Origin of the sequence: Zobellia barbeyronii (genome assembly GCF_018603515.1) — a bacterium.
In the GTDB taxonomy this organism is placed as follows: Bacteria; Bacteroidota; Bacteroidia; order Flavobacteriales; family Flavobacteriaceae; genus Zobellia; species Zobellia barbeyronii.
In genome coordinates this window covers 832375-849016 of the sequence record NZ_JACATN010000001.1, presented here as the reverse complement: position 1 = coordinate 849016, position 16642 = coordinate 832375, and the positions used below count along the sequence as shown (strand labels likewise).

15 protein-coding genes are annotated in these 16642 nt (G+C 36.9%); 6 read left to right on the top strand and 9 right to left on the bottom strand.

Annotation, left to right across the window (positions count from 1 at the left end; all coding sequences use genetic code 11):
* Positions 1 to 33: 33 nt before the first annotated feature.
* Complete coding sequence (rnr, locus tag HW347_RS03405; RefSeq protein WP_214610529.1) at positions 34 to 2223, bottom strand: ribonuclease R; 2190 nt, start codon at positions 2221 to 2223, stop codon at positions 34 to 36.
* 650 nt (positions 2224 to 2873) lie between these two features.
* Here rnr and HW347_RS03400 point away from each other — a divergent pair.
* The 3 genes from HW347_RS03400 (at position 2874) to HW347_RS03390 (ending at position 4848) form a co-directional block, all read left to right on the top strand.
* Complete coding sequence (locus tag HW347_RS03400) at positions 2874 to 3305, top strand: RpiB/LacA/LacB family sugar-phosphate isomerase (RefSeq protein ID WP_214610528.1); 432 nt, start codon at positions 2874 to 2876, stop codon at positions 3303 to 3305.
* Between the two features lie 168 nt (positions 3306 to 3473).
* Positions 3474 to 4400 (top strand): cation diffusion facilitator family transporter, encoded by a 927-nt coding sequence (locus tag HW347_RS03395; RefSeq protein ID WP_214610527.1) that lies wholly within the window; start codon positions 3474 to 3476, stop codon positions 4398 to 4400.
* 4 nt (positions 4401 to 4404) lie between these two features.
* Positions 4405 to 4848, top strand: coding sequence for a GNAT family N-acetyltransferase (locus HW347_RS03390; RefSeq protein WP_214610526.1), 444 nt, complete (start codon positions 4405 to 4407; stop codon positions 4846 to 4848).
* Positions 4849 to 4893: 45 nt separating this feature from the next.
* On the opposite strand, the gene HW347_RS03385 is transcribed toward HW347_RS03390, so the two are convergent.
* From HW347_RS03385 to dcm, 3 genes are all read right to left on the bottom strand, one after another.
* Positions 4894 to 5268 carry a hypothetical protein gene (locus HW347_RS03385; protein WP_155595336.1) on the bottom strand — a complete coding sequence of 125 codons (375 nt, stop codon included), beginning with the start codon at positions 5266 to 5268 and terminating at the stop codon, positions 4894 to 4896.
* 261 nt (positions 5269 to 5529) lie between these two features.
* Positions 5530 to 6144, bottom strand: coding sequence for a hypothetical protein (locus HW347_RS03380; RefSeq protein WP_214610525.1), 615 nt, complete (start codon positions 6142 to 6144; stop codon positions 5530 to 5532).
* A 30-nt stretch (positions 6145 to 6174) separates the two neighbouring features.
* On the bottom strand, positions 6175 to 7401 hold the full coding sequence (gene dcm / locus HW347_RS03375) for a DNA (cytosine-5-)-methyltransferase (protein ID WP_214610524.1): 1227 nt from the start codon (positions 7399 to 7401) through the stop codon (positions 6175 to 6177).
* Between the two features lie 58 nt (positions 7402 to 7459).
* Between dcm and HW347_RS03370 the strand changes: the two genes are divergently transcribed.
* A complete protein-coding gene (locus tag HW347_RS03370; RefSeq protein ID WP_214610523.1) occupies positions 7460 to 8653 on the top strand; it encodes a C40 family peptidase in 1194 nt (397 codons plus the stop codon).
* A gap of 32 nt (positions 8654 to 8685) precedes the next feature.
* On the opposite strand, the gene HW347_RS03365 is transcribed toward HW347_RS03370, so the two are convergent.
* The gene (locus tag HW347_RS03365) at positions 8686 to 9549 is read right to left on the bottom strand and encodes a fructosamine kinase family protein (RefSeq protein WP_214610522.1); all 864 of its coding nucleotides are present in this window, start codon (positions 9547 to 9549) and stop codon (positions 8686 to 8688) included.
* A gap of 30 nt (positions 9550 to 9579) precedes the next feature.
* Positions 9580 to 12003, bottom strand: a complete 2424-nt coding sequence (locus tag HW347_RS03360; RefSeq protein ID WP_214610521.1) for a glycoside hydrolase family 95 protein — start codon at positions 12001 to 12003, stop codon at positions 9580 to 9582.
* Positions 12004 to 12173: 170 nt separating this feature from the next.
* Between HW347_RS03360 and HW347_RS03355 the strand changes: the two genes are divergently transcribed.
* Positions 12174 to 13280 carry an acyltransferase family protein gene (locus HW347_RS03355; protein ID WP_214610520.1) on the top strand — a complete coding sequence of 369 codons (1107 nt, stop codon included), beginning with the start codon at positions 12174 to 12176 and terminating at the stop codon, positions 13278 to 13280.
* 40 nt (positions 13281 to 13320) lie between these two features.
* Positions 13321 to 14115: a 3-keto-disaccharide hydrolase gene (locus HW347_RS03350; RefSeq protein WP_214610519.1), complete on the top strand. Its 795-nt coding sequence runs from the start codon at positions 13321 to 13323 to the stop codon at positions 14113 to 14115.
* A gap of 9 nt (positions 14116 to 14124) precedes the next feature.
* On the opposite strand, the gene gloA2 is transcribed toward HW347_RS03350, so the two are convergent.
* From gloA2 to rnpA, 3 genes are read right to left on the bottom strand one after another with little or no spacing between them, the layout of a single operon-like run.
* A complete protein-coding gene (gene gloA2, locus HW347_RS03345; RefSeq protein WP_214610518.1) occupies positions 14125 to 14511 on the bottom strand; it encodes an SMU1112c/YaeR family gloxylase I-like metalloprotein in 387 nt (128 codons plus the stop codon).
* An 18-nt stretch (positions 14512 to 14529) separates the two neighbouring features.
* Positions 14530 to 16161 (bottom strand): S41 family peptidase, encoded by a 1632-nt coding sequence (locus HW347_RS03340; RefSeq protein WP_214610517.1) that lies wholly within the window; start codon positions 16159 to 16161, stop codon positions 14530 to 14532.
* 54 nt (positions 16162 to 16215) lie between these two features.
* Positions 16216 to 16605: a ribonuclease P protein component gene (rnpA, locus tag HW347_RS03335; RefSeq protein WP_214610516.1), complete on the bottom strand. Its 390-nt coding sequence runs from the start codon at positions 16603 to 16605 to the stop codon at positions 16216 to 16218.
* Positions 16606 to 16642: the final 37 nt, after the last annotated feature.

Here is a 16642-nt window from a genome sequence, read left to right as displayed (position 1 = left end):
TCAAAGACAAAATCCGTTCCAAAAAACTAATCACTACTCATGCTTCCCTATCAAAGAGAAATCTAAATGACGTTTTATTAAATCGGAATTCTTTACCATAACTACAACTTCATCACCCAATTGGTAGGTTTTCTTAGTCTTTTCTCCTACAATTGCGTACTCCTTTTCGTCAAAGGTATAATAATCATCCTTTATATCGCTGATCCTAACCATGCCCTCGCACTTGTTCTCTATAATCTCAACATAAATACCCCATTCGGTAACACCACTAATAACACCAACAAATTCTTGATTTTGGTGATCTTGCATGAACTTAATCTGCATGTATTTAATAGAATCCCTTTCTGCACTAGAAGCTAAATATTCCATATCTGAAGAATGCTTACATTTCTGTTCGTAAACTTCTTCTTTAACAGAGGCGCCGCCATCCAAATAATGTTGCAATAAACGATGTACCATTACATCTGGATATCTTCTAATTGGCGATGTAAAATGTGTATAGTAATCGAACGCCAAACCATAGTGACCAATATTCTGGGTAGTATAGATGGCCTTACTCATACTACGTATAGTAAGCGTATCTACTAAATTCTGTTCTTTCTTGCCTTTAACGTCGCTCAAAAGCTGATTTAAAGACGCGCTAATGGATTTTTTATCTTTAAAGTCCAACTTATGTCCGAACCTAGAAACAATGCTATTAAGGGCTATTAGTTTATCTTCATTAGGATCATCGTGAATACGATATACAAAAGTCTTTTTCGGTTTTTGTTTTCCTATAAATTCAGCAACTTTTCTGTTAGCCAACAACATAAACTCTTCAACTAATTTATTGGCATCTTTAGATTCTTTAAAGTAAACACCAACCGGCTCACTTTCTTCGTTTAAATTAAAACGTACTTCTACCTTATCAAAAGAAAGTGCACCTTCTTGCATACGTCTACTACGCATGATTTTAGCCATACGATCCATTTCTAAAGTAGCTTCAACTACATCTTCTTGAACGGTATAAGCATCTTCGCGGATAGATATATCCTTTGGTATACTACCTTCTTTGGTTTCTATAATATGCTGTGCTTCTTCATAAGCAAAACGCTCATTAGAATTTATAGCTGTTCTACCAAACCATTGATCCTTGATATTGGCATCCTTATCCATCTCAAAAATTGCAGAAAAGGTGTATTTCTCTTCGTTTGGTCTTAATGAACACGCATTGTTAGATAATACTTCTGGAAGCATAGGAACCACACGATCTACTAAATAAACAGAAGTAGCCCTTTCATAAGCCTCATCATCTAAAATAGTATCTGGAACTAAGTAATGAGAAACATCGGCAATGTGAATACCAATCTCATAATTACCGTTCTCAAGAACTACAAAAGAAAGTGCATCATCAAAATCCTTAGCATCTTTTGGGTCAATAGTAAAGGTCAATACATCTCGCATATCCCTTCTTTTTGCAATTTCTTCTTCTTTAATAGAAGTATCAAGAGTATCTGCAAAACGTTCTACTTCGGTAGGAAAATCGTAGGGAAGACCATACTCGGCCAAGATGGCGTGAATTTCGGTATTATGTTCTCCTGGTTTACCTAAAACCTCTATGATAGTTCCAGTAGGAGAATCATCTTTACTATCCCAACTATCTAATCTAACAATTACTTTATCGCCATCATTTGCTCCTTTTATTCCATCTTTTGGAACAAAGAAATCTGTATACATTCTAAAATCTGTAGGACGGACAAAAGCAAAAGTCTTTTGTATATCTACAATCCCAACAAATTCAGTCTTCTTACGTTCAACAATATTGGCAATCTCACCTTCTAGCTTCTTCCCTTTTCTTCTTGGGAAGATATATACCTCTACTATATCACCATGAAAAGCTTTGTTCACTTTATTAGCTTGTACAAAGACATCGTCATCCATACCTTCTATAACAACATAAGCATTACCACGGCCTGTAAGATCAACCTTACCTGTTTGGTATTTTTTAGTTGATTCCATGGCCATATAATTACCTCTGCCTTCTTCTTGTATTCTATTTTTTTCCTTAAGTTGCCCTAACCTTTTAATCAGTTGATTACGGTCTTGGGTATTATCTAAGCCTAATTTAGCGGCTATTTGCTTATAATTGAAACTCTTTTTAGGGTCTTTTTCCAACACGGTAAAGATTCCTTTTGTTATCTCGTTTGCTTTATGGTTACGAGCTTTCTTCTTGTTATTTGACATTAACTATTTTTAATTTATAGGGTAAATTACGAATTATAATTCATTACCCAGTTATTGACGAACCTTGACCTGAAAACAAGGTTATCAACAACTATATTATATATTTCTTTTTCTTTTAAATTTTAAAAATTAAAATGGTGATTATGATAGTGTGTTAATAAGGCTTATAAAATTATGTGGAAATAGTTGCTCTGAACGACTTAAAGAAGTTGTTGACAATCTTTACAATTATAATATAGCACAGAATCAGGGTAGTAACGTAATTATCAATATTCGTTGATAAACGATATCAACATAAATTATTTAATAAGTAAACGTAAATTTAATGTTAATTACTGGCAATAACATTTTAATAGCCCATTATAAAAAGAGTAAAAGTAAATTTCTCAATTAGAGATTAGTTTTGTAGAGTACTATTCAAGTGAGAAATCAAAATTTAAGATCTACTTTCTGTAGTAAGGTTATTAACATTATAAACACATTTTAACAATAACAAATTAACAATGAATACCTGTTTGAAGAAAACTAATGTTGTGACCACCATGTTTATTGTGGTGAAGTACTAGTATTCGTACCTTTGTGAACAATTAGAAGGTTTTATATAACAGTAAAACCGTATTCAAAAAAAGGTTTAAACAAGATTACGCATAATGAAAATAGCTATTGGAAATGATCACGCAGGTACGGATTACAAATTAGCCATAGTAGGTTTACTTAAATCTATGAATATAGAGGTTAATAATTATGGTACCGATGGAGCGGATAGTGTTGATTATGCAGATTTTGTTCATCCCGTAGCTTCAGATATTGATAAAGGCATTGTTGATTTTGGTATTATTATTTGCGGAAGCGGTAATGGAGCCTCAATGACCGCTAATAAACATCAGCAAGTGCGTTGTGCGCTTTGTTGGACCAAAGAGATTGTTCAATTAAGTAGAGAACATAATGATGCTAACATCTTAAGCTTACCAGCTAGGTTCATTTCTTTACCTCAAGCACTAGAAATGGTAAAGACTTTCTTAAATACTGATTTTGAAGGCGGTAGGCATGAAAGAAGAATAGAAAAAATTCCTTGTAAGTAAAAGTTCAAAGCTTTACTTTTAAATATAGTAGACTCTAATAAAGTCTTGCCAAACCAACCACTTCATAATACTTAACACTAGTTGTTCATAACTTGGGTATTCCTTGTTAAGAAGGCATTTTAGGTACCATTACATATTTAATAACGTATTAATTATTTTCCATATTAAATGGGGCATTCTCGCGAAGACCATTCTCATGGGCACAGTCACAACCATTCTAATTTAAGGGGTAGGAATTTAATTATATCCATCCTATTAAATATACTTATTACGGTAGCTCAGGTTATTGGTGGACTTGCTTCTGGCAGTCTTTCATTACTTTCGGATGCGCTTCATAATTTTAGTGATGTACTTTCGCTTATTGTTAGTTATATAGCTACTTTATTAGCTAAGAGACAAGCTTCTACCAATAAGACTTTTGGTTATAAACGTGCTGAAATCATAGCGGCTTTTGTAAACGCTGCTACACTAATAGTTGTAGCCGTTATATTGATAAAAGAAGCCTCGGTAAGGTTTCTTGAGCCGCAGAAGATAGAATCTGATGTGGTTATTTGGCTTTCCTTATTAGGTATTGTTGCCAACGGTTTTAGTGTACTCTTGCTTAAGAAAGATTCAAAGAGCAATATGAACATGAGATCTGCTTATCTGCACTTATTAACAGATATGTTAGCATCGGTAGCGGTACTCATAGGAGGCTTGTTAATGAAGTTCTATGAGGTGTATTGGATAGATGCAGCCTTAACCTTTGCCATTGCTATCTATCTTATTTTTGTAGGTTATGATTTATTAAAAGAAGCAACACGCGTACTCATGCTTTTTACGCCAAATACCATACAAGTACAGCAAATTGTAGATGAAGTAGATTTAATAGACGGTGTAAAGAATATTCACCATATACATATTTGGCAATTAAATGAGGATGAAGTGCACTTAGAGGCACACGTAGATTTCAATGAAGACATCAGGCTTTCGGAGTTTGACAACATTCTTCAGGAAATAGAGGAGGTCGTTTATCACAAATTCGGTATCAATCACGTTACTATACAACCAGAACACGGGAAAAGCGACAGTAAGCAAATAATTGTACAAGATTGATATTATGAAAATAACGGTAAAATCATTTGGAGCGCTCACAGCAGCAGAGTTATACGACATATTGAGAATTAGATCAGAAGTTTTTGTCGTAGAACAAGAATGTATTTACCAAGATGTAGATGGTAAGGACCAAATAGCATTACACGTTATAGGGACTAGAAAAGGTGAATTAGTAGCTTATACCCGAATATTTAAACCAGGAGATTATTTTGAAGAAGCAAGTATTGGAAGGGTAGTGGTGAACCCTACTGAAAGAAAGTATGGCTACGGAAAAGAAATTATGAGAGCCTCTATCACTGCAATAGAAAAGCATTTTAAAGTAGATGTTATTAAGTTATCTGCTCAGTTATATTTAGAACGCTTTTATCATACGCTTGGTTTTGACCAAGTAGGAGATGGTTATTTAGAAGATGGCATACCACATATAGGTATGGTTAGAAAAAAATAAGGTCCGCAATTGCGGACCTTATTTTTTATATATAGTTACGTGTAATTAAATGCGAATAGGTTCTTTGTTCGTAAGGTTAATATCTTCCAACATATTATCGGTAAACTTATAATGACCTTTAGTGGTTATAATACGAAACCGGTTAGAGTTCATTCTACTTAAAGTATCCAAGAAAAGCCACTTCGTTTTAAGAAGTCTAGGTTTAGATGATTTAAGGCTTATTTCAAAGTAATATTTCCTTCCATTTTTAAGCGCAACAATATCTGGGGTTATCTTAAAATCGGTACCTTTTCTAACGTACGATTTTGGAGTTACATACCCGTCAATATCCGCCTTAATTTCTTCGAAGCCGGTGGCCTCTAGATGGTGAATTGACTTCTCTAAAAATTCCTTGTTTTCTGACTTTTCCGTTGTTACCATAACGGAGAAGATAGTAAAACTTAATGCAACAACAAACTTTTGAACGTTGATTAACAGCATTTTAAGAACTAAAATCAGGGTTATTCAATACAATCTAAAAGATGGTAAAAACAGACCAATCGGTTTGTTGGTTATGTATTGGTTCAGTAAATGGACCTTCCTTTGAGCGATAAAATACCAATTTCAATCGCTGTAAGTGCATAATAGTCAAGATTCTTAGGGTTATAGGAATTTTACAAACCAATTGGTTTGTAAAATTGATTAAGCTAACCTTTTCGCAACTCCTGTTTCTTCTAGAAAATCTAGTTTCAAAATAAGGTTCAAAGGTTTTTCAGCTTTGTTTTTGGTAGAAGCAAAGAGATATCCTTCACTTCTGTGGTGAAGTTCATCAATTTTTATTTTGCCATGAGTACGCTGTTCAGGCAAAATATACTTTTTTAAAGCCGATAATGTTATAGCGCGTTCCGTTAAAAGGTCCAGTAATTTTTGGCGATTTACCAAGGTGATTTTACAGGAAGTAAATGTGTTTGGATCATCTGCATAAATCGAAGTTATTAACGCATAGAATTCTGTTTTTTTTGAGGTATCAAATAGCCAACCTTCTTTTAAAATACCCTTCTTTTCATAACTGAGTTCAAAGGCAAAAGTGGGTAAGTTTTCGTTTATATAATCCAGTTGTGCTTTTTCATCTATATAGAATTTTTTTCCATTCGTTTTATGAATAAAAATCAAATCTATACCGGCCAATTGCTTTGGCATTTCGGATACCCGCTCAAAGGTATAATGCTTCAAATACTGTTTATAATAACGGTCTAATAAAACGCAAAGCTCCTGTTCCCTTTCTAAATCTGACTTAAAATTACTTTTAAGGGGCATATTACATTTGTTAGTATGAAGTTTAAAGAGCTAAACTTCAATTTTATCGGCCAGTGCCTTGCCAATTCTTTCAACAACGCCAACAACTAAGGCATTACCCATAAAAAAGGCCCGTTTGGTATCGCTTACACCTTCTAATAACGTATGATTATCAGGAAACATATTTAAACGCTCTAATTCAACAGGGGTTAAACGCCTTAATCCTTTTTTAGTCTGCACCACATGCTTAAATCTAGATGGAGACTTTCCGCCTTCGCCGGTTATAATAGTTCTTGAAGCATTATCTAATGCATCGGGAAAAATCATTCCACCTTCACTATAATTATAAGTGAAACCTGTTTTAGCCGTTCGAACTTCTTTTTTTGCACCTTTTAAATATTCCCATTTATGGAAATCTTCTTCGGGAATATAAAATGCTGATGTTACTTCTCCGTTTTGAAGCACATCTCCTAAAACGGTTCGTTTACCATCATAACTGGCTTGGGTTTTTACCGTAAAAACTTTTCCGTTTATGAAAACACCTGAATTCTGAAAAGGAGAAAGCTTTTCGCCTAGGTTGAAGTTTTCTGAGATATGCACCAAATCGTCCTTAATTTCAAAAGAAGTTGGTTTTTGAGTGGTTTGCTGCACAGGAAAAGCCGAAGCAATTGTTCCTTCCGAAAGAACCCAATTTGACGGACTGGACTTTTTAAGTGCTTTATAAAGTAATGTAGACTTGTGATATCCTAAGAAAAATATTCGTCTACGTCTTTGGGGCATTCCATATTCTGCCGCATTAATAACACGCCATTCAACTGCATAACCTAAGTCATCAAGACTTTTCAACATAATGGCAAAATCACGTCCGCGCTGGGCAGAGGGTGATTTTAGCAAACGGTCTACATTTTCAAGAAATAGATATTTGGGAGGATTTTTCTTTTCCGATAAAATTCGGTGAATACTCCACCAGAGCACCCCTTTTTTACCAATCAAGCCTTTGGAGTTCTGTAAAGTGGTCGCCACGGAGTAATCTTGACAAGGAAATCCGCCTACGAGCACATCGCCATCGGGAATAACTTCCGTAGAAACTTCAGATATGTCTTCATTACAATGGTTTTCTTTACCAAAGCGCTCCTCGTAAACGATAGAAGCATGTTGCGCTTTTGTAGAAGGTTCCCATTGGTTACTCCAGACTACCTCATATTGTCCGGTTTTTTCTAGTCCGAGGCGAAATCCTCCGACTCCTGCAAAAAGTTCTATTGCCTTGAGTTTGCTCATTTGCGATAAAATTACATAATTTCACTAAAGCAAAGTAAACATGATAATAGATTTAAGAATGAAGAGATATAAGATAGTAGGTTTGCTCACTGGTTTTTTAGTGTTGTTTTTAGGTTCCTGTACCGAAAAAAGTAAAAAGGAAGCAAAGCTTTTAGAGACTATTACTCAGATACGAAAAGAATATGCTCCGGATAAAAGAACAGCTCTTTTTGATGTGCATACCTATATAAATACCAAAAAGTATATTTTAAGAGGAGAGACTAATATGCCTGAGGCTGCCAATGCATTAGAGGCTAAATTGGATAATCTAGATATTAAGTATACCAGTGAAATAGAAATATTACCCTCAAAATCATTGGATGGTAAAACCCAGGCCGTTATTAATATTTCGGTAGCAAACCTTAGGAGTAATCCAAAGCATTCTGCAGAGTTGGCAACACAGGCTACATTAGGCACACCGGTAAAAGTGTATAAGAAAGAGGAGGATTGGTACTATATTCAAACACCAGATAATTATTTGTCTTGGGTAGATGCAGGAGGCATTGTTTTGATGGATGACAACCAAGCTCAAAAATGGAAAAGCACTGCTAAACTCATTTATACCCAAACAGCGGGATATTCGTATCAAGATGCTGAAGTTGGACAGCGGGTGTCCGATTTGGTTGCTGGTGATATTTTAGAATTGAAAGGTGAGACCGAAGAATTTTTTGAAGTGCAATACCCAGATGGTAGAAAGGCCTTTGTGAGCAAAGAAGAGTCGGAACCGTATGAAGGTTGGTTAGAGAAATTGGATCCAAGCCAAGAGAGCCTTGTAGCGACTTCAAAAACGCTTATGGGAGTTCCATATTTATGGGGAGGAACCTCAACCAAAGGAATGGACTGTAGCGGATTTACTAAAACTATATTTTTCCTTAACGGAATGGTCATTCCCAGAGATGCCTCACAACAAGTACATACGGGCAAAGCCATTGATTCCGTAAAAAACTTTGATAAGCTCCAAAAGGGCGATTTATTGTTCTTTGGAAGAGAAGCAACGGATTCTAGCACAGAAAAAGTGGTACATGTTGGTATGTGGATCGGTAATAATGAATTCATTCACGCCTCAGAGATGGTACGCATAAGCAGTATGGACAAAAATGCCGGTAATTATGACGAGCATAACCATAACCGTTATTTGCGCTCAAAACGCATCTTAAAGGAAAATGACGATGCTTTTATCAGCTTGGTTAAAAACCCTGTTTTTAAGGATTAGGCTATAGTTATTAGGGAAATGACAGTAGAAACCTAAAAATACCGCTGCAATATTTCCGTAACCGAAGCTTTATAAGAATTTCCAAAAAGGTTTAAATGCACTAAGAGATAGTAAAGTTGATAGATATCAGTTCGTTCTTTTTCATTACCAATTGGTGCAAAATGTTCTTGATAGGCTTTATAGAAAGAAGCGCCAAAACCTCCAAAGAGCCGGGTCATGGCCAGATCTACTTCATGATGGCCAAAATACACCGCTGGGTCTATTAAATAAGGGGTGCCGTTTTCTGATATAAGGTGATTTCCGCTCCATAAATCGCCATGTAATAAAGATGGTTTTGTGTTGGGAAATAGATTTTTACAAGTTGTTAAAAGCTGGTTTTCGGAAGGAATTTGGTTATCATTCAGTCTGCCAGTATCTTTTGCTAGCTGCAATTGGGGAACAAGTCGTTCTTGCACATAAAATTCAGCCCATTGTGTGTTATTGGAATTGGATTGCTCAAGATTGCCAATATAGTTGTCGGAAGAAAACCCAAATTTATCTTGTGTAGTATTATGGTGCAACGCGGCCAATTGATGACCCAAAAGTTCATAGTCGGTTTCTGTGGGGCGTTTGGGTTCAATATAATCCATCACTAAAAAGCCACCCTTTTCTAAAGGTTCACACAACAAAATATTCGGTACGCTTATGGTTTTGGATTGGGCAATAGCCTGCAAGCCTATTTTTTCGGCTTTAAACAGTTCATACCCGTTTTCCCCATGATTAATTTTACAAAAAAAACGTTCCGTTTCGGTCTCCAGCAAGTAGGCTTCGGAAATATCACCCCCAGAAACAGATTGAATACGCTCAATTTTTACACAGAGTAAATACGCAATATGTTCCTTGAGGTTCTTGTTCATTTTACTTACTACTTAATATTTTTTACATTTTTACCAATTCAACTCTACTGTTTCATTGGGTTTTAAAGTAACCTCTTTTTGTTTTGTGCCGTGTTTTAAAACGGTAGTTCCTCCGGTAATGGAATATATTTTTACTTTGGTCGGAATTTTATTGCTCCAAGTAATGGCAATTTCAAAATTTCCACGGGCTTTTAGACCTTCAACTGAACCATTGGCCCACACATCTGGCAAAGCAGGTAAAAGCTGAATCTCTTTCAAAGAGGACTGCACCAACATTTCTACTACTGCAGCGGCACCACCAAAATTTCCGTCAATTTGGAAAGGTGGGTGTGCATCAAATAAGTTGGGATACGTTCCGCCTCCTTTTTCATAAGAAGCTTGTACACCATCTGGTGCAACGTAGCGTAGCAGTTCACGATATTGTTTATAAGCACGGTTTCCATCTAATAATCTAGCCCAAAGATTTATACGCCATCCTTTTGACCATCCTGTAGTTTCATCGCCCTTAATGTTCAAGGTTTTTCTGGTAGCATCCGCTAATTCTGGTGTCTTTTCCGGACTGATATGATGCCCTGGGTATAAACCGTACAAGTGCGATTGATGACGATGCTTTGGGTCTACGTCTTCCCAATCATGGTACCATTCCTGTAAATTTCCTTTTTTTCCTACTTGGTACGGATATAGTTTGGCAAGAGCCTTTTCTAGTTGAGCTCTGAACTCCACATCGGTTTTTAAGGTTTCTGATGCTGCTATGGTCTGTTGAAAGCATTCCCTGATTATGGCAAGGTCTGCTGAGGAACCGTACAAGGTTGCACCTTGATATCCGTCTGGAGTAATAAACTTATTTTCTGGCGATGTTCCCGGTGAAGTAACCAAGTTTCCATTTTTATCTTCCACCAACCATTCTAAACAAAATTCTGCGGCTCCTTTCAGTAGGGGATAGGCTCTATTTTTTAGAAAATCCAAATCTTGAGAAAAAGTATAGTGTTCCCATAAATGAGAGCTTAACCACGTTCCGCCCATATTCCAGTTGGCCCAATTGATTCCACCTTGGCCAAAATCGCCCACAGGGTTGCTCATTGCCCAAATATCCGAATTATGGCATGCGGCCCATCCGCCGGCACCGTAAAAGGTTTTGGCTGTTGTTTTTCCGGTTTTGGCTATATTTTCTATAAAGCCTAACATAGGCTGGTGCATTTCAGAAAGATTGGCATTCTCTGCTAGCCAATAATTTTCTTCGGCATTAATGTTTAAAGTGTAATTGCTACTCCAAGGCGGTCTTATGTACGGGTTCCAAATTCCTTGTAAATTGGCAGGCACATTTGGTGTTCTTGAACTAGAAATTAATAAATACCGCCCATATTGAAAGTAGAGCACTTCTAGGTTTTTATCTTCTTCCCCTTTTGCATAGCGTTTTAATCGTTCGTCCGTAGACAGGTCTTCTGCAGTAGTTTTTCCAAGGTCTAAATGCACTCGGTTAAAATATTTTTGATGGTCTTTAAGATGATTTTCCAATATGGTATCAAAAGATTTTGAGCTTGCTTTTGATAGTTGTGAGGTAGCAATTGCTTTATGGTCTGCACCTTCCGTAGCGGGGTTCTTATCAAATCCGTTGAAGCTAGTGGCCATTGAAATATAGATAACAGCTTCCGTAGCATTTTTTAGGGTGACCGATTTGTCTGTGCTTTCCAATTCTCCGTCCGTATTCTGTATTTTAAAAAGTGACGTAAAGCGCATTCCTCTATTTGGGTTAAACTGAACTGGGTTTGGTATTTTTCCGCGATAACTTGGCTCTACGTGATAAGGGGCATAACCGCTTACTTCTAAAGTAGATTCGTTACTGGTAACCTCATATTTAAGCAAACTTTTAAATTCAATATTAAAATTAAGTGCTCCTTTTTTACTGCTCTTTAGGCGAATGACCATGGCTTGCTCATCATAAGAAATAAGATACTCACGAGTAAAAGTGATGCCATCTACTTCGTACGTTACCGTAGAGAGTGCTTTTTCTAGCTCAAGCTGGCGGTGGTAGGATATTGGTTTGTTCTTATGTTCAAAATTCAGGTATACAGTACCTAAAGGCATGTACGATTGGGAGAAGCTTCCCTGTAATTTCGTTTGCAAAGAATCTGCAAGTTTGTAATTTTCGTTTTTTAGCGCTTCGCGGATTTCAGGAACATTTTTATAAGCTTCTGGACTCATATTTGGGTCTACGGGTTCGCCGCTCCAAAGTGTAGCATCGTTTAAATAAATAGAATCGGTAGCAACACCCCCAAAAATTGATGCTCCGCCTTTTCCATTGCCCAAAACCAAGGTTTCCTCAAAATGTTCTGCCGGCCTGTCAAACCAAAGGGCATTTGAAGATTGCGAAGAAAGAAGGTTTACTGAGGCCAACGTAAACAAAACAGGTAGTACAAATGCTTTTTTTAGCAAACTAATGAACGGCTTTATCATGAAAATAGAGGTATGTAAAATTAGACGGTAGCAAGATAGCAGCAATTAGTAAACGACAATGGTATTATTTTTTCTAAATTAGGGCAAATTTCAACCTAAAAGCCCCTATTTATCAAGTTAGGACGAAAAACGACCAAAAGAATAAATTCTTAATCTTATCCAACCAGCCTATGTCTCAACTAGCCGATAATGTCTCAAAGCGTCTCTTTTCCTTAGATGTTTTTAGAGGACTAACTATGTTTTTACTCATTGCCGAGGCGGCAGGTTTTCACCATAACTTTTCAGAACTAACGGAAGGAACGGCATTCTCGGGTCTTGCACATCAATTGCATCACCACCCGTGGAACGGACTCCGGTTTTGGGATTTAATCCAACCGTTTTTTATGTTCATTGTTGGGGTGGCCATGCCTTTTTCTTTACGGAAACGTTTGGCATCAGGAGATAAAAAAGGGGTGACCAAACACATTTTACGTAGATGCTTTTTGTTGTTCGCTTTTGGTGTTTTATTGCATTGTGTGTATAGTCACGCGCTGGTTTGGGAACTTTGGAACGTACTGGTACAATTGGCCTTCACCATTTTAATTGCCTATGCGGTAATGAGTCTTCCTAATAAAATACAGATTGGTATATCTTTAGGATTGCTGGTTCTAATCGAAATTTTGTATCGAGCTTATAATCCTGAAGCCCCCTATGCGCAGAACCATGAGAGTTTTGGTTCATATATAGATATGTTGGTCATGGGTCAAGTGAATGACGGGTACTGGGTGTTCGTAAACTTTATCCCAACTGCAGCTCATACAATCTGGGGTGTAGTCTGTGGAAAGGTTTTATTATCACATATGTCTTCTGCCGAAAAAATAAAACCATTTCTTATTTGGGGAACGGCTTTGGTAATTCTTGGGTTTGCAATGGATTTTGCAGGTATTACACCTATAGTTAAACGTATTGCTACAAGCTCTTTCACTTTGGCATCAGGAGGCTTGGCTATTCTTACATTAACACTTTTCTATTGGCTTATTGATATAAAAGGATATCAAAAGAACTGGCTTAAGGTTTTCTCTGTAGTCGGCACGAATTCAATATTCATTTATCTATTTGCCGAAACCGTCGGTGCTCAGTGGTTTCAAGGGTTTGGTCTTATCTGGACGGAGGGCTTGCTGGCTCCCATGGGTATTTCAGAAAAAGTAATCATGGTCATCAATGCTTTCTTTGTACTGTACATCTTTTGGTACATTACCTACTTTTTAGACAAGCATAAGGTGTACTTTAAAGTATAAAACTCATATCTCAATTATAATTTTACTCAACACGAATACTATGAATAGTACTAAAATTGCTCTCTTTATCTCTTCTATTGCCCTTATGGCTTGTAATTCTACCAAGCCAACCGTTGCCGAAGCCGGCTGGGAGGATATGTTTAATGGTAAGAACTTAGATGGATGGACCACTAAAATCCATCATTATGAAACTGGCGATAATTTTGGAGACACTTTTCGCGCAGAAGATGGTATGATTAAAGTGCGCTACGATAAATACGAAGGGGACTTTAACGACAGGTTTGGCCACTTGTATTTTGATAGGCCTTATTCTAGTTTTCATCTTTCTATGGAATATAGATTTGTTGGGGATTTACATCCGGGAGCACCCGTTTTTACCGAAATGAATAGTGGTGTTATGTACCATTCGCAAGACCCAAGAACGATGTTGAAAGAACAGAACTGGCCTATATCCGTAGAAATGCAATTTTTAGGAGGTATTAATGAAGGCGAAGCAAGACCAACGGGTAACATGTGTTCTCCGGGAACTGAGATTGTTTATAATGGAAAAATATACCCAAGTCACTGTTTAAGCTCTTCATCTAAAACCTACTATGGAGACCAATGGGTAAAAGCAGAATTGATTGTAAGAGGAGATTCTTTGGTAACACAAATTATAAATGGTGAAGTAGTTTTAGAATACACCAAACCACAAATTGGTGGTGGTACGGTAGTTGGTTTTGACCCTAAGGTTAAGCAAGACGGAAAACTATTAAAAGAAGGCATGATTGCTTTACAGAGCGAAGGACAGCCTATAGATTTTAGGAATGTAAAAATCAAAAACTTAAAGCCTTAATTCAAAAGGCTATTTTTCATAAAGTTCAAGAGGAAGGTCATCCGGGTCTGCAAAAAAAGTAAATTTCCGGCCCGTAAATTCGTCAGTTCTAATCGGTTCTACGGAAATGCCTTTATCCATAAGTCTTTGCCTTTCTAAGGTTACGTCGTCTACTTCAAAAGCTAAATGGCGTAAACCTTGCGCTTCGGGTCTAGAAGGGCGTTGAGGTGGATTAGGAAACGAGAATAGCTCAATTATGTATTCTCCATTAAGGGCAAGGTCTAGTTTATAAGATTGTCGTTCTTCCCTGAACACTTCTGTCATAATATCTAGACCTAAAATGTCAACATAAAAATGTTTGGACTTTTTATAGTCAGAGCATATAATAGCAATATGATGTACTTTGTTGAAGGCCATAGCTAATGGTGATAGTTCTTATTTTAAGATACCCCAATATTTAGTTTCGTTGCTAAGAAGTTCGGTAGCAGCTAAAATTGCATCATCATTTTTTAAGTAATAATCATACAACCCTTCACGATAGAAATAACGCTTCACGATTTCATCTTGAAGCTTACTTTTAATTTCGCGTTGGTAATCGTCTAAAGCAACAATTTTACTTTTTTCGATATCTAACAATAACGTTTTAAAGTCATTTTCTATAGCATCATTAAAAATAACCTCTTCACGGTTGGTCATGGCCGCTCTTAAAGTTTTTTCAGTTTTGGTCTCGTATGAGAAGTCGCTTTTGGAAACAAAGGTTTTAAAATCTGCATAATCCTTATCGGAAAATTTAAATTTAGCCACGTCATCCATTTGGTGCTTGTAGAAGTAATTGGTAGCGTAATCAAAAATAACATTGTTGTTCAATAGGGCAGTAGTAAGTTCATTTGCTTTGGTAGAAGCAACCTCAATATCTGGCAAAACACCACCACCATCTTGCACTTTACGACCATTACGGGTAGTAAAGTCCTTAAAAGCACTCTTTTTAACAGCGTTATTGTCTTCATCTCGGTTCCAGTAGTCCAAAGACTGTATGCATCTACCAGAAGGCGTGTAATAGCGGCTTATAGTAACTTTTAGCTGCGTACCATAAGTTAGCTTCAACGGGCGTTGTACTAATCCCTTCCCGAAGCTACGTGCACCCATAATTACTGCACGGTCTAAATCTTGTAATCCTCCGGATACAATCTCACTTGCCGAAGCACTGCTTCCGTTTACCAAAACCACTAGCGGGATTTGAGTATCTACTGGTTTGTTTTTGGTCTTGTACTCAGAATTGAATTTTTTGACCTTTGATTTGGTAGTTACGATCAACTCCCCTTTATCAATAAAAAGGTTAGTGACATTTATCGCTTCCGAAAGCAGGCCACCAGGATTGTCTCTTAAATCCAATACAATCTTTTCAGCGCCTTTTCCTTTAAGATCAATAAGGGCTTCTTTTGTTTGGGCAGAGGCTTTTGCATTAAACCTAGACAAAACAATATACCCTGTCTTGTCATCTATCATTTTATAAAACGGTACAGCATCAACTTCTACAGCTGCACGGGTAATGGTGGCTATTTTTGTTTCGCCCTGTCTGTTATATGTAACTTCAACAGCGGTATTATTGGCTCCTTTTAGGAGTTCACTAGCGTTATTGTCAAAGTCGGAAACACTAATAGCACCTATTTTAATAATCTCATCGCCAGCTTTAAGACCAGCTTTGTCTGCGGGATAATCTTTGTAAGGTTCAATAATTAATAACTTGTCCTTGAATGATCGTACCAATGCACCAATACCGGAATACTCTCCAGCATTGTTAATACGATAGGTTTCTACGTCTTGCTCGTTTAAAAATTTGGTATAAGGATCAAGGTCATCTAGCATATTCTTAATGGCGGTATCCATAAGTTCTGCCGGGTTAGTTTCATCTACGTAGTTCATGTTCAATTCCTTGAACAGGGTAGTAAAGATTTCTATTTGCTTGGCAATTTCGAAAAAATCGCTTTTAACGAAACTACTACCTGCCACCAAAATGACTATTGCAAAGGCTGGAATCAATATTTTTTTGCCTAGCATCTTTTTCATTTGTTCTCTAATTTGATGGTTTTTTGGTCGCGGACCAATCTTATATTTTTAATTCTAACTACCGGAACCTGGAGTGTTTTTGCTTAAAAAACGCCTCATAACGTCTTTCATGGCTTTTTCAACATTGTTTTGGGACGGCATCTCTCTACCAAGGTATAAAAATAGAAACGCAAAAGAGCCTTCACTATTGTTAAAAACTAGGTGTTTGTTAAGTCTATAACTTTCTCGCATAAGACGCTTGATGCGATTTCTTTTTACAGCACTTTTAAAATTCTTTTTAGGAACCGCCACACCGGTTTTTATACGGGTGTCTTCTATAAAGTCAGTAGGAAGATAAATAAGTTTTATAGGAAATGCAGAAACAGGCTTCCCCTCAGCAAACAACTGCTCAATAAGCTTTTTGCTTTTCAGCTTTTCTTTTTTCGGGAAAGTGAAGTCGGCCATAAAGGTATTTTAAAAAATTGCCCCCGTTCTACGGGGG